This is a genomic window from Burkholderia sp. SRS-W-2-2016 (genome assembly GCF_001931485.1).
Lineage (GTDB): Bacteria > Pseudomonadota > Gammaproteobacteria > Burkholderiales > Burkholderiaceae > Paraburkholderia.
The window spans coordinates 30,420-45,096 of record NZ_MSDV01000037.1; the positions used below are offsets into that span (position 1 = coordinate 30,420).

Annotated in this window: 9 protein-coding genes; 2 read left to right on the top strand and 7 right to left on the bottom strand. The window is 65.2% G+C overall.

All coding sequences use genetic code 11. The features are described from left to right. Positions 1-14: 14 nt before the first annotated feature. Both glnL and glnA read right to left on the bottom strand, forming a co-directional pair. Positions 15-1,157: a nitrogen regulation protein NR(II) gene (gene glnL / locus BTH42_RS16920; RefSeq protein WP_075301419.1), complete on the bottom strand. Its 1,143-nt coding sequence runs from the start codon at positions 1,155-1,157 to the stop codon at positions 15-17. A 156-nt stretch (positions 1,158-1,313) separates the two neighbouring features. Next, positions 1,314-2,729 carry a type I glutamate--ammonia ligase gene (glnA, locus tag BTH42_RS16925; protein ID WP_075301421.1) on the bottom strand — a complete coding sequence of 472 codons (1,416 nt, stop codon included), beginning with the start codon at positions 2,727-2,729 and terminating at the stop codon, positions 1,314-1,316. 471 nt (positions 2,730-3,200) lie between these two features. On the opposite strand from glnA, the gene BTH42_RS16930 reads away from it, so the two are divergent. Then, positions 3,201-3,665 carry a rhodanese-like domain-containing protein gene (locus BTH42_RS16930; RefSeq protein WP_075301423.1) on the top strand — a complete coding sequence of 155 codons (465 nt, stop codon included), beginning with the start codon at positions 3,201-3,203 and terminating at the stop codon, positions 3,663-3,665. A gap of 240 nt (positions 3,666-3,905) precedes the next feature. Here the strand turns inward: BTH42_RS16930 and BTH42_RS16935 are convergent, their stop codons facing one another. The 5 genes from BTH42_RS16935 to hrpA form a co-directional block, all read right to left on the bottom strand. Further along, positions 3,906-4,751 carry a molybdopterin-binding protein gene (locus tag BTH42_RS16935; RefSeq protein WP_075301425.1) on the bottom strand — a complete coding sequence of 282 codons (846 nt, stop codon included), beginning with the start codon at positions 4,749-4,751 and terminating at the stop codon, positions 3,906-3,908. Positions 4,752-4,762: 11 nt separating this feature from the next. Next, positions 4,763-5,605, bottom strand: a complete 843-nt coding sequence (locus BTH42_RS16940; RefSeq protein WP_075301427.1) for an EI24 domain-containing protein — start codon at positions 5,603-5,605, stop codon at positions 4,763-4,765. A gap of 175 nt (positions 5,606-5,780) precedes the next feature. Next, positions 5,781-6,782 (bottom strand): sterol desaturase family protein, encoded by a 1,002-nt coding sequence (locus BTH42_RS16945; protein ID WP_075301429.1) that lies wholly within the window; start codon positions 6,780-6,782, stop codon positions 5,781-5,783. Between the two features lie 81 nt (positions 6,783-6,863). After that, the gene (locus BTH42_RS16950) at positions 6,864-7,883 is read right to left on the bottom strand and encodes a beta-propeller fold lactonase family protein (RefSeq protein WP_075301431.1); all 1,020 of its coding nucleotides are present in this window, start codon (positions 7,881-7,883) and stop codon (positions 6,864-6,866) included. Positions 7,884-8,088: 205 nt separating this feature from the next. Then, positions 8,089-12,066, bottom strand: coding sequence for an ATP-dependent RNA helicase HrpA (gene hrpA, locus BTH42_RS16955; protein WP_075301433.1), 3,978 nt, complete (start codon positions 12,064-12,066; stop codon positions 8,089-8,091). A 1,184-nt stretch (positions 12,067-13,250) separates the two neighbouring features. Between hrpA and argA the strand changes: the two genes are divergently transcribed. After that, entirely contained in the window at positions 13,251-14,639 is a 1,389-nt protein-coding gene (gene argA, locus BTH42_RS16965) for an amino-acid N-acetyltransferase (protein WP_075301437.1), read from the top strand. Positions 14,640-14,677 lie beyond the last annotated feature (38 nt).

Below are 14,677 nucleotides of genomic sequence, written 5' to 3' on the forward strand. Positions count from 1 at the left end.
GAGTGCTTGTGAAGTCAGTAGTCGAGCGGCAGCAGAATCTGAAACTCGGTATGGCCCGGCCGGCTGTCCACTTCGATCAGACCTTCATGCTGCTGCACGAAGGTCTGCGCGAGCGTCAGACCCAGACCGCTGCCGTCCTCGCGCCCCGACACGAGCGGATAGAAGATGCGGTCGCGAATCTCGTCCGGAATGCCCGGGCCGTTATCGATCACATGCAAGTCCAGTGCCAGCTTGCACAGACGTTTTGAAATGGTGATCTTGCGCGCGATGCGGGTGCGCAACTCGATCTTCGCGTCGCCCTGCGAGATGCGCTCGCGCAGCGCCTCGGCCGCATTGCGCACGATGTTCAGGAGTGCCTGGATCAACTGCTCCTTGTCGCCGCGCAGGTCCGGCACGCTGACGTCGTAGTCGCGCTCGATCGTCAGGCCGCGCGGAAACTCCGCGAGAATCACCTGGCGCACGCGCTCGCAGACCTCGTGAATGTTCACGTCGCCGACGATATGCGGATGCCGGTGCGGTTCCAGCAAACGGTCGACCAGTGTCTGCAGCCGGTCCGACTCCTTGATGATGACCTGGGTGTACTCGCGCAACTCGTCGCGTTCGCGCTCGCCGAGCTCGAACTCGAGCAGCTGCGCGGCGCCGCGAATGCCGCCGAGCGGATTCTTGATTTCGTGCGCGAGATTGCGGATCAACTGCTTGTTGACCGCGGTCAGGTCGTTGATGCGCTCTTCGCGGTCGGTGCGCAGATGCCGCTCGTTCTCGAACAGCTCCAGCAGCACGTAGTCCTGCGCGCTTTCCAGAAAGCCGACGATCGCATGCACGTGCAGCGGTTCGTGGCCCGGGCGTTCGAGCACCGCGTCGAGATGGGTCGCATGAAAACGGTGCGCGGCGATCGCGGTGATCGTCGCGACCAGTTCGTCCGCGTTCGAGAAGATGTCCGGCCACGCCATCTGCGTGAGCTGGCGGCGCGACATCTCCAGCATCGATTCGGCCGACGGATTCGCGAACGCGACCCGCAGCGTGCGCTTCTCGAGCACCAGCACCACCGTCGGCAGCGCCTCGAAGCCCGGCAGCAGGCCGGAGCTCAAAAGCGGCACGTCGTCCGACAGCGTCTGTTCGTGTCCTTTCCTTGCCTTGATCAGATTCTTCAGAACCATCTTGCAGTCTGGCCGGTAGGAAATGGTGATAAATCGGAAAGAGCGGCTTTGCAGCGCTTCGTAACGAAAAAGGGACGGCGCCGCCGTCCCTTTATGACCGATCGCGAGCGTCGGACCAGGCGCTTCGCCGTATGACCGGCGAAGCGCAATGGCCGCTTACAGCGAGTAGTACATTTCGAATTCGAGCGGGTGCACCGACTGACGATAGCGCTGCAGCTCGCCCGTCTTCAGTTCGATGTACGCGTCGAGCATCGAATCCGTGAACACGCCACCGCGCGTCAGGAATTCGCGGTCCGCGTCGAGTGCGTCGAGAGCCTGGTCGAGGCCGGCGCACACGGTCGGGATCTTGGCATCCTCTTCCGGCGGCAGGTCGTACAGGTTCTTGTCGGCGGCTTCGCCCGGGTGAATCTTGTTCTGCACGCCGTCCAGACCCGCCATCATCAGCGCGGAGAAGCACAGGTACGGATTGGCCAGCGGATCCGGGAAGCGCGTTTCGATACGACGGCCCTTCGGATTCGACACGTGCGGAATACGGATCGATGCCGAGCGGTTGCGTGCCGAGTAAGCGAGCTTGACCGGTGCTTCGAAGTGCGGCACGAGACGCTTGTACGAGTTGGTACCCGGGTTCGTGATCGCGTTCAGCGCGCGAGCGTGCTTGATGATGCCGCCGATGTAGAACAGCGCGAATTCCGACAGGCCGGCGTAGCCGTTGCCCGCGAACAGGTTCTGACCATCCTTCCAGATCGACTGGTGCACGTGCATGCCCGAGCCGTTATCGCCGACGATCGGCTTCGGCATGAAGGTTGCCGTCTTGCCGTACGTGTGCGCGACGTTGTGGATGATGTACTTCATCTGCTGCAGCCAGTCGGCGCGCTGAACCAGCGTCGAGAACTTGGTGCCGATTTCGTTCTGGCCTTGACCCGCCACTTCGTGGTGGTGCACTTCGACCGGGATGCCGATCTGTTCGAGCAGCAGGCACATTTCCGAACGGATGTCCTGGAACGTGTCGACCGGAGCGACCGGGAAGTAGCCGCCCTTGGTGCCCGGACGGTGGCCGGTGTTGCCGCCTTCGAATTCCTTCGACGACGACCACGGCGCTTCTTCCGAACCGATCTTCAGGAAGCAGCCCGACTGATCCGTGTTCCACTGGACCGAGTCGAAAATGAAGAATTCCGGTTCCGGACCGAAGAACGCGGTGTCGCCCAGACCCGAGCTCTTCAGGTACGCTTCGGCGCGCTTCGCGAGCGAGCGCGGGTCGCGCTCGTAGCCCTTGCCGTCAGCCGGTTCGACGACGTCGCAGGTCAGCACGAGGGTCGACTCCTCGAAGAACGGGTCGATGAAGGCGGTGTTCGCATCGGGGACCAGCAGCATGTCCGACGCTTCGATACCCTTCCAGCCGGCGATGGACGAACCGTCGAAAGCGTGGCCGCTTTCAAACTTGTCTTCGTCGAAATGCGACGCCGGCACCGAAACGTGTTGCTCTTTACCGCGCGTGTCGGTGAAACGGAAGTCGACAAACTTGACGTCTTCGTCTTTGACGAGTTGAATGACGTCGGCCACGGATTTACTCATAACCTATCTCCTGGATTAACAAATTCGGCGGATTTCAGCCGCCGCCCAATCTAGCTGACACGCCCCGGCGCGTCCACCGAAAACGGCGTCGCGAGGCAGGAAAATCTGCTGGGTCGCATCGATCGGCACCAATAAAGCAGATAGCGTGCCAGCCTTTGACCTCGTCCCACCGCTTCGAGCGCACAGCCTTGTCGCGCTTAGGTCTGCGCGCGGTGCATCCGGCCCGCATGAGCGCCCGGGTCAATCCGCCCGCAGCACGACGCACCAGTTTCGTGCATTCACCGCTTTGGAAAACCCGGACCTTACCATTTTGGTGCATTTCCCGGAAATTGCACCAGATTTGCGCATCGGCACGCTCACCCAAATGTCAGACCGACCGGCTGCGTTTCCCGCTGCGGCGGGCTCACAGCCGCATTCAGCGTGCATGCCGCGCGCTAGAATATTCATTTGGTCCGAAGGAGATTGACGCTCATGAGCACGCTCGAACAGCTGTACGCGCAGGCGGACACCCGCCGCACCGAGAATCAACTGCCCTACGCGGGCGCGGTATCGCCCGCCGAGGCGTTCGAACTGCTGCAACTCGACCCGCGCACCCGTCTCGTCGACGTGCGCACCCGCGCCGAGCTCGACTGGGTCGGCCGGCCGGTGACCGGCGACGGGCAATACGCGCACGTCGAATGGACCCGCTATCCGGGCGCGGTGCCGAATCAGGAGTTCGTCCAGCAACTCGCGCAGGTCGCGTCGCCCGACACGCCGGTGCTGTTTCTGTGCCGCAGCGCCGCGCGCTCGAAGCTCGCCGCGATCGCCGCGACCCAGGCCGGCTTCACGAAGGCGTATGACCTGCTGGAAGGCTTCGAAGGCGACAAGGACAGCCAGGGGCATCGGAAGACGGTGTCGGGTTGGTGTTTTCGCGGCTTGCCGTGGATCGGCGCGTAACACGAGCTACGCGTCATAGCCCGCGCCTGACAGTGCCGGAAACGGCGCGCGCCGGCGACACATCGAATGCATCGTCGGCGCGTGCTGTGACACTGATATGTCGCGCGGCGGGTGCGCACTGAAGCGGCTCTTTATCTCAAGCCGGGATCGCCTGCTTCACTGAGGCGCCGCGCTGCCCGAATCTGTCGTCACGCGCGGCAATCGCGCGCTGCAGCAACCCGGGCCGCTATTTCATCATGCCTAGCTACGCGGCTTGCCCGCCGCCGCAGCCGCGGCGGCCGCTTCCGGCTCGACGATATCGCCGCCGAGCAGATGCACGCCTTCGCGCAATTTGACGAACGCCGCCGCGACCGCTTCCGGTTCGCCCTTCACACCGAGATCGATGTGATGCCGCGCATAGACGCCGCCGCGTTCCGCGTCGCCGACGCTCGGCAGGCTGAACACCCGCACGCCCGGAAAATCGCGTTCGATCTTCTCCATCAGCGGCGTCACGCGCGACTCCGGCAACTCGAACACCAGCAGCGATTTCTCCGCGTGCGGCGTGGTGTGATGCAGGTGCACGTAGTACGTGTCGAGCACCCATTCGATCATCGGCCACGCCATCACCGGGAAGCCCGGCACGAAATGGTGATGGCGGATCGAAAAGCCGGGAATCTTGTTGTAGCCGTTCGGGATGATCGCCGCGCCCTGCGGGTACGTGCCCATGTTCAGCCGGTGACGGTTCTCCGGCGAATCGAGGTCGAGCGGCGAGCCGTCCTTCGGCTGATACATGTCGCGGATGCGCTCCTGAATCAGCTTCGCCGCCTCCGGATGCAGTTCGAGCGGCACGCCGAGCGCGGCCGCCGCGCACTGGCGGGTGTGATCGTCCGGGGTCGCGCCGATGCCGCCGGTCGAAAACACGATGTCGCCCGATGCGAACGTGCGCCGCAGCGTTGCGACGATCCGCTCGGGATCGTCGCCGACGTATTCCGCCCAGCCCAGCGACAGACCACGCGCGCCGAGCAACTCGATGACCTTCGGCAGATGCTTGTCGACGCGTCTGCCCGACAGGATTTCATCGCCGATGATGATGACGCCGAATGCCATTGCCGCCCTCTTTAGTTTGATCGATAGGAAACCGACGCGACCTGATACGCGCCGTCTTGATGCTCCGCGCGCATGCGTTGCAGTGCGCGCAGACAGTAGTAGCCGAACCACAGCGCCGAGAACACGAGGATGAACGCGTAAATCCAGATCGTCACCGTCGTGATCACCGGGAACAGCACGATGAGCCACACCGACGATGCCCACAGCAGCGTCGGCACCGAACCGAGCAGCCCGCTGACGATGCCGATCAGCAGCAGCGGCCAGCGATGGCGCCGCACCAGCTCACGGCGTTCGTCGGCGCTCGCATGGAGCGCGAGCGCGTCGTAGCACATCACCCGATACGTGAGCCAGCCCCACAACAGCGGCGGAATCAGCGCGAAGAACGGCGGCACGAGCCACAGCGGCAACGTGACGACCAGCAGCAGCAGACAGACCAGAGTGGTCGACAGCGCCTGACCGAGGCTACCGTACCACGTTCCGCCGCGGCGCATCTCCAGCTCGGGGAAGTGGCGCGCGGCGAGAAAGCGGATCACCGCGGGCATCGACAGCAGCGCGATCAGCAGCAGCACGGTGACGACGATCAGCGGAATCGCCATCGCGATCACGATGAACGGCGCGATCACCGCATGCAGCGCGGAAAAACCGAGCCAGTCGAACAGGCGATAAAGCGTGACCGTGAACGACCAGTCGTCGAGCCACGCGCGGGTCGCGCCGGTCAGCGTCTGCCAGAAGAACCACAGCATCATGCCCCAGCCGACCGTCGCGACGATGAACGGTTTGAAAGTCAGCCACAGCATGCGCGGGTGAAACGCGCTTGCGAATGCGCGTCCGAACGAGCGCAACAGATCAGTCATGCGAGCCAGTGCCTGCGAACGAAACGATTGGGAAGAAAACGCGCGGTGCGCCGGCCGGCGATGCCGGGGCGCGCAAGCATGCGCACGAACGTGCACAGCATAAACCACCGGACGCGCCGCCGGGACAGCCGAACGACGCGCTCGCGAGGGTCATCAAACAGGATTAAAACGGCAGTCAGACAGCCGCGGCGTCGTTGCCGGACGCGTGGCGCTTGCCGGGGAACAGGCGTCGCCCGATGCGCGCGAACGCGAGCCAGTGCTGCGCCCAGAAACCGTCGCCATAACGACGGCCGTCGAGCTGGTCGCTGATGCCGGTCGGCTCCATCTCGCGGCTCCACGACACGCTGCGAAACAGCATGTCCCACCACGGAAACAGCACGCCGAAGTTGCAGCCGTACTTGAGCCCTTCGTGGCCGTAACCGATCGCATGATGACGGCGGTGGAAGGTCGGGCTCACCAGCAGCCGTTCGCCGAGCCAGCCGTAGTGGAGCCGGATATTCGCGTGCTGCACGCTCTGCGCGAGATTGGTGATCGCGACCAGCACGACGAACTGCGACGGCGGCACACCGATCACCAGCGCGATCACCGCGAAAAACGACGCCTGCAACAGATTGTCGAGCAGATGGTTGCGGTCGTCGGACCACAGCGACATCTGGCGCTGGCTGTGATGCACCGCGTGCAGCTCCCACCACACGCCGATCCGGTGCTGCCAGCGGTGATACCAGTAGCCGGCGAAATCGAGCACCAGCAGATACATCACGAAGGTGACGAGCGGCTGGGTGGTCACGCCGGGCCACAGGTTGTCGAGACTGACGTTAGCGATGCCGTGCAGCCGCAACCAGCCCTGCACGGTGTCGAAGAACGGTTGCAGCGCGAAGAAGAAGAACAGATTCAGAATGCCGAGCTTGGCGATCCACGTGTACAGCACGTCGACCCGCACCGCCTTGCGGCTTTCCCACCGCTCGACCGGACGCAGCGCCTCGAGCGGGCGCAGCACCGCGTACATCGCGAGGACTTCCAGCACGCCGACGATCACCCAGTACAGCGCGTCGTAAGTGTCCTCGTCGTAGTCCATCAGGTTGAAACGGAACAGCAGCGGCTGCACCACGTCGACATACAGCCATGTCTGGATGGCTGAAACGAAGCTGTCGAGCGAAGAGAAAATCAGATGGAACATGGTGCTGGCCTGGTTGCTGCGTCCGTCGTGTATCGCGCGGGCGCCTGGCTGCTATCAGCCGGCGGGCGCCCGGAAGCTTCGTCAGGCACCGTTAGGCGAGGTGACCGGCGCGCGATTGAAGAAATAAATACCGTGCGGCGAGCGGCCCACCGCGATCGTCTGGATCAGCTTGCGCGTGCTCAGATCGATGATGCCGATGTGCTTCGCGAAGCGGAACGTAACCCACAGATAGCGTTTGTCGGCGGAAAGTTCCATGTCGTCCGGTCCCGGCATCAGGCCGGTGATATCGCCGACGTTGGTGAGCGTGTCTTCGTCGATGATGCTGATCGTGCTCGCGACCCGGTTCGACACCGCGACGTGCTTGCCGTCCGCCAGCGAGCGGAAGTTGTGCGCGCCCTTGCCGGTGTGAATCGTCTTGACGACCTTCTGGTTGCGCCAGTCGACCACCGCGACGTAATCCTCGCCGGTCATGCCGACCAGCAGATACTTCTCGCCCGGCGTCATCCACAGACCCGCCGGCACCTTGCCGACCTTCATCTTCCACTTCACGGTTTGCGTAGCGAGGTCGATCGCGGCGAGCTCGCCCGAGACCTGCAGCGTGACGAATACCGTTTTGCTGTCGTTCGTGAACGCCATGTGGCTCGGCATCACCGCGAGCGGCAGACGCGACGCCAGCGTCATCTGGTTCTTCTGGCTGTCGTAGTGATAGATGTCGAGGCGGTCGAGCCGCAGGCCGGTGGTAACGAGCCACTTGCGGTCCGGCGAGAAACCGATCTGATACGGGTCCTCGATGTTCTCGACCCAGCGCTGCAACTGCCCGGTTTTCGGGTCGACGAACATCAGATTGTTCGACACCGAATTCGCGACGATCAGCGAGGAATTGTCCGGCGTCGCCATCAGGTGATGCGGTTCCTTGCCGGTGGGCACCGTGCCGACGACCTGGCGGCTGTTCTCGTCGATCAGACTCAGCGTGGCTTCGCCGGAATTGAGCACGATCACGTTATTGGCGTGGGCCGCCGGAGAAAAAAAGCCTGCGGCGGCGACCAGCGCCGCGGTCGCGGCGAACGTGGCAGTCAAGCCGGGAAGAAAAAATTTACGCATGAAAACTCGCTTCGGAGAACAACTGTCATTGTAGAACGTTTGCCGCGCCGAGCGGTTGACGCAAATCGTGGCCGGAGCGTCGAAAACGATGACCAGCGACAAGGGCGCAGCGCCGCGCTTTTTCTACATTGCCGCGAGCGGGCCGCACTCGCGCCCGGCACCCGGCGCCCGACGAGCGCCGCCGCTTGCCGGGGCGCCCCGCGCCCTAGCGCTGCATCGATTCCCACACCTTGTGCAGCCGCTTCACCGACACCGGCATCGGGGTGCGCAGCTCCTGCGCGAACAGCGAAATCCGCAGTTCTTCGAGCAGCCAGCGAAATTCCGCGAGACGCGGATCGACCACCCCGCCGCGCTGCGACACCGCGCGTTGATAGTGCTGCTGAAGCGGCTGGAATTCGGCGAACTGGCGCGCGTCGCGCGCCGGGTCCGCGCGCAGCTTGTCGATCCGCAGCGCGATCCCCTTCAGGTAGCGCGGGAAATGCGCGAGCTGCGGATACGGCGTATCGATAATGAAGCGCTTGCCGATCAGCGCATCGAGCTGACTCTGGAGATCCGCGTAGGCGGCCGCGAACGGCTTGGCCTGCAGCATCTTTTTCGCGAGGCTCGCGTATTCGGCGAGGATCTGGCCGACCAGCCGCGAGATTTCCTGCGCGAGCAGCGTCAGGCGGCTGCGCCCTTCGTCGCGGCGGGTGTGGAAACTGGCGTCGTCGTCCGGCAGCGGGTCTTGCAGACAGGCGCGATCGAGCGCGGTGTCGACCAACTGGTCGCGCAGTTCCTCCTGGGTGCCGCGCGGCATGAACTGCATCGCCATTTCGCGCAGACCCGGCAGGTTCTTCTCCAGATACTTGATCGGCTCCTTCAGTTGCAGCGCGAACAGCCGGCGCAAGCCCGCGCGATGAATCCGCGCGGCCTCTTCCGGCGAATCGAACACCTCGACGTCGCAATGCGCGCCGCGATCGACCAGCGCCGGATAGCCGAACAGCGTCTGCCCGCCGCGGCGGATTTCGAGCAGTTCGGGCAGCTTGCCGAAATTCCACGTGGTCAGGTTTTCGTACAGCGCGGTGCCGGGCGCGCCATCCTGCGCGGCGGTTTGCGGCGCGTTCGCGCCCTTGCCGCCCGACGGCGAACGCGCCGCGCCGGTCGCACCCGCCGGCGCTGCCTGACCCGCCTGCGCGGGCGTCGCCACCCCGCCGCCGCCCGCATCGGCCAACGCCGCGCCGGCCGCGCTCGACACCAGCTTCTGGAAATGCTGCTGCGCCTGGCCGCCGAGTTCGGCGCGCAGTTGCGACAGGTTGCGGCCCATCGCGAGCTGGCGGCCGTGCTCGTCGATCACCTTGAAGTTCATGAACAGATGCGCGGGCAGCATCTCGAGCTTGAAGTCGGACTGCTTCATCGCGACCTGGGTCTGCTCGCGCACGTCGGCGATCAGCGCTTCGAGCAGGCCGCCCGCGCCGAAGCGCGGCATCCCGTGCCGCTCGGCGAAGCCGGCCGCGTAGTCGGGCAGCGGCACGCAGTGCCGGCGCAGCTTCTGCGGCAGCGATTTCAGCAGCAACTGCGCCTTTTCCTTGATCATCCCCGGCACCAGCCATTCGCAGCGGCGCGCGTCGACCTGGTTGAGCGCATAGAGCGGCACCGCGAGCGTCACGCCGTCGCGCGGCGTGCCCGGCTCGAAGTGATAGGTGAGCGCCATTTCGATGCCGGCCATCGTCAGCCGCTTCGGGAACAGCTCGGTCGTCACGCCGGCCGCTTCGTGGCGCATCAGGTCATCGCGCGACAGATACAGCAGCCGCAGTTTGTCCTCCGGCTGGCCGCTCTTTTTCACCTCGTCGCGATACCAGCGCTCGAACGACGCGCCGGTATGAATCCCCTCGGGCAGCGCCTGATCGTAGAAGCCGAAAATCAGCTCGTCGTCGACCAGCACGTCCTGGCGGCGCGACTTGTGTTCGAGCTGCTCGATATCGGCGAGCAACTTGCGGTTGTGCGCGAAGAACGCGAGCTTCGTGTCGAACTCGCCTTCGACCAGCGCGCCGCGAATGAACAGCTCGCGCGCTCGCGCCGGGTCCTGCTTGCCGAACGCGACACGGCGCCGGTGATAGATCGGCAGCCCGTACAGCATCGCGCGTTCGAACGCGGACACCTGCGCCGGGCGCTTTTCCCAATGCGGCTCGGACAGCGATTTCTTCAGCAGATGCGCGCCGACCTTCTCGACCCACTCCGGCTCGATCTTCGCGATACAGCGCGCGTACAGGCGGCTCGTTTCGACCAGTTCGGCGGCCATCACCCACTTGCCGGCCTTTTTCACCAGCGCCGAGCCCGGCCACAGATAGAACTTGATGCCGCGCGCGCCGAGGTAGTACGGCTCATCGTCGGCCTTCAGACCGAGGTTGCCGAGCAGACCGGTTAGCAGTGCCAGATGAATCTGCTCGAACGTCGCTTCCGCTTCGTTCAGCCGCCAGCCGTGCTCGCGCACCACCGTCAACAGTTGCGAGTGCACGTCGCGCCATTCGCGCAGCCGCAGTTGCGACAGAAAATTCTTGCGGCATTCGTCCTGCAACTGGCGGTTCGATTTCTTGTGCGCGATCGCTTCTTCGAACCAGTTCCAGATTTTCAGCCACTGCAGGAATTCGGAGCGCTCGTCGGCGAACCGGCGATGCGCCTGATCGGCCTGCTCCTGCGCTTCGATCGGGCGGTCGCGCGGATCCTGCACCGACAGCGCGCTCGCGATGATCAGCACTTCCTTCAGCGCCTGCTGGTCGCGCGCCGCCAGAATCATCCGGCCGACCCGCGGGTCGAGCGGCAGGCGCGCGAGTTCGCGGCCGAGCGGGGTGAGGTCGTTGTCGTCGTCGACCGCGCCGAGTTCGTTCAGCAGTTGATAGCCGTCGGAAATCGCGCGGCCCGGCGGCGGTTCGATGAACGGGAAGGTTTCGATCGCCGTCAGATGCAGCGACTTCATCCGCAGAATCACCGATGCCAGCGACGAACGCAAAATCTCTGGATCGGTGAAGCGCACGCGGCCCTGGTAGTCGCTTTCCTCATACAGACGGATACAGATGCCGTCGGCGACGCGCCCGCAACGGCCCGCGCGCTGGTTCGCGGCGGCCTGCGAAATCGACTCGACCTGCAGCTGCTCGACCTTGTTGCGGTACGAGTAGCGCTTCACGCGCGCGAGGCCGGTGTCGACCACGTAGCGGATGCCGGGAACCGTCAGCGAGGTTTCGGCGACGTTGGTCGCGAGCACGATGCGGCGCGCGTTCGATGCGCGGAACACGCGTTCCTGCTCGGCGGCGGAAAGACGCGCGAACAGCGGCAGGATTTCCGTATGCGGCGGGTGATGCTTGCGCAGCGCTTCGGCGGCGTCGCGAATCTCGCGCTCGCCGGGCAGGAACACCAGCACGTCGCCGGGGCCTTCGCGGCACAACTCGTCGACCGCGTCGACGATCGCTTCCATCAGATCGCGATCGGCTTCGCGCTGGGTTTTCGGGCGCTCGCGGCCCGCGGGAGTCGCGCTGCTCGCGGTGCCCTGCGCGTTCTTCACCGCCGGGCTGTCCTCGACGACCGGGCGATAGCGGACCTCGACCGGATACAGGCGGCCGCTCACTTCGATCACCGGCGCGGGTTTGTCGTCGCTGCCGAAATGACGCGCGAAGCGGTCGGCGTCGATCGTCGCCGACGTCACGATCAGTTTCAGATCGGGGCGCTTCGGCAGGATCTCTTTCAGGTAGCCGAGCAGGAAGTCGATGTTCAGGCTGCGCTCGTGCGCTTCGTCGATGATCAGTGTGTCGTACGCCTTCAGCAGCGGATCGGTCTGCGTTTCGGCGAGCAGAATACCGTCGGTCATCAGCTTGACCGATGCGCCCGCGGCGAGGTTGTCGTTGAAGCGCACCTTGTAGCCGACCACTTCGCCGAACGGCGTGCCGAGTTCTTCGGCGATGCGCCGCCCGGTCGCCGACGCGGCGATCCGGCGCGGCTGCGTGTGGCCGATCAGGCCGCTGCCGCCGGCACCGAGGCCACGCCCCAGCGTCAGGCAGATTTTCGGCAGCTGGGTGGTCTTGCCCGAGCCGGTTTCGCCGGACACGATCACGACCTGGTTTTGCGCGATCGCGCGCGCGATCTCGTCGCGGCGGCCGGAGACCGGCAGCGCTTCGGGGAAGGTGATCGGCGGGATCGGGTTGGGGGTGATCACGCGCGGGAGGCGTGGCTCGCGGGGCTCGCGTGGCGGGTTCGGTTTGCGGGGTTCGCGCGCTTGCTGCGCGTCGCGCGGTGCATCCGGCTTGCGAGCTTCGGCTGTTGCGCGCGGTTCGTGTTGAGCGCGCGGTTCGCGTGCTTCCCGCGCCTCGCGTGGTGCGTTCGGCTGACGTGCTTCAGCCGTTGTGCGTCGTTCGTGCGGAGTGCGTGGTTCGCGCGCTTGCTGCGCGTCACGCGGTGCATCCGGCTTGCGAGCTTCGGCTGTTGCGTGTGGTTCGTGTTGAGCGCGCGGTTCGCGTGCTTCCCGCGCCTCACGTGGTGCGTTTTGCTGACGAGCTTCGGCCGTTGTGCGTCGTTCGTGCGGCGTGCGCGGTTCGCGCGTTTCCTGCGCGCCGCGCGACGCATTCGGCTTGCGAGCTTCGGCAGTTGCGCGTGGTTCGTGTTGAGTGCGCGGTTCGCGCGTTTCCTGCGCGTCGCGCGATGCATTCGCCTTGCGAGCTTCGGCCGGTGTGCGTGATTCGTGCTGCGGGCGCGGTTCGCGCGTTTCCTGCGACTCGCGCGGCGCATTCGGCATGCGAGGCTCGGCGGCTCCGCGCTGTTCAGCGGCTGCACGCGGCTCCCGCACTTCGTGCGTTTTGCGCGACTCTCGCCTTTCATCTTGTCCCTGGCCGCCCTCGCCCCGGCGTTCGTGACGCTGACCGCCATGCTCATGCGTCTTCACCGCCGGAGACGTCTGCTCAGTCGTCGCGGGCGCGTGCCGCGACTGCCCGCCTTGCGCGCGCCCGGAATCCCGCCCGGCTTCACGGCCACCATCGCGCCGCGCCTTTTCCGCTCGCGGTTGCGGTTGTGCTTGCGCCGCCGGCGCGACCTTCGAAGCCTGCGCCGCCTTCCCAGCCTGACCAGCCTGCCCACCGGCATCGGCATACTTCGCCGCGCCGCCGGTCAACGGCCGATCAGCCGCACGCGCGACCACCAGATTATTTTTCAGTTCGGACAACTGCGCGGACAACGACGCGGCCGACCGCTCGCGCGACGCGCGCGGCGGGTTGGATTCGGTGCCCTGCACAGTGCTGCGCGACGCATCACCGGGGTTCTTTTGCGCGGCGCCGGACGCCGGTTTCTCGTTCGCCCCAGCAGGGCTTTTGGGTACATTCGACATGGGGGCGCATTATAATCCCGGGCATGAATTCCCAAACCGACCTCGTCCCCGCGCCCGCGAGCGTTCCGGCCCCCGCCGGCACACCGGAAACCCTCGCCCAGCACGCGCAATTCGTCGACTGGATGCGTTCAGTCGCCCCTTACATCCACGCGTTTCGCAACAAGACGTTCGTCGTCGGTTTCGGCGGCGAAGTGGTGCATCAGGGCTTGCTGAATGCGCTCGTGTCGGACATCGCGCTGCTCCAGGCGATGGGCATCCAGATCGTGCTGGTGCACGGTTCGCGCCCGCAGGTCGAGGAGCAGATGAGCCTTCACGGCGTCGAGTCGGAGTTCTCCCACGGCATGCGCATCACCGATGCCCGCGCGCTCGAATCGGCCAAAGAAGCGGCCGGCGAAGTGCGTCTGGACATCGAGGCCGCGATCAGCCAGGGCTTGCCGAATACGCCGATGGCGCACGCGCACATCAGCGTGGTGTCGGGCAACTTCGTGACCGCGCGGCCGGTCGGCATTCTGGACGGCGTCGATTTCCAGCACACCGGCCTCGTGCGCAAGATCGACGCGGATTCGATCCGTCATTCGCTCGCGAGCCGCAAGCTGGTGCTGCTGTCGCCGCTCGGTTTCTCGCCGACCGGCGAGGCGTTCAATCTGTCGATGGAAGACGTCGCGTCGGCCGCCGCGATCGCGCTGCGCGCCGACAAGATCGTGTTCCTGACCGAAACGCCGGGCCTGATGGAACCCGGTGAAGAAGGCGCGGAACTGATCCGCGAACTGTCGCTCGACGACGCGTACAAGCTGCACGAAAGCGGCGAACTGACCGGCGACACCGCGTTCTATCTGAAGCATTCGATCCGCGCGTGCCGCGGTGGCGTGCCGCGCGCGCACATCATCCCGTACGCGCTCGACGGCAGCCTGCTGCTCGAACTGTTCCTGCACGACGGCGTCGGCACGATGATCTCGTACGAGAATCTGGAAAGTCTGCGCGAAGCGACGCCGGACGACGTCGGCGGCATTCTCGCGCTGATCGAGCCGCTCGAAGCGGACGGCACGCTGGTACGGCGCGGCCGTCACCAGATCGAGCGCGACATCGATCATTTCTCGGTGATCGAGCACGACGGCGTGCTGTTCGGCTGCGCGGCGCTGTATCCGTATTCGCAGGAGCGCATCGGCGAAATGGCGTGCCTGACGGTCGCCCCCGAAGCGCAAGGCACCGGCGACGGCGAACGCCTGCTCAAACGCATCGAGCAACGCGCGCGGGCGCGCGGCCTGACGCGTATTTTCGTGCTCACCACCCGCACCGAACACTGGTTCCTCAAGCGCGGCTTCGTCAAGGCCACGGTCGACGATCTGCCCGAAGACCGCCGCCGCCTCTATAACTGGCAGCGCAAGTCGCTGGTGCTGATGAAACATATCTAAGCGGCCCCATCTGCACCGCACTGGCGATTGCCCACCCC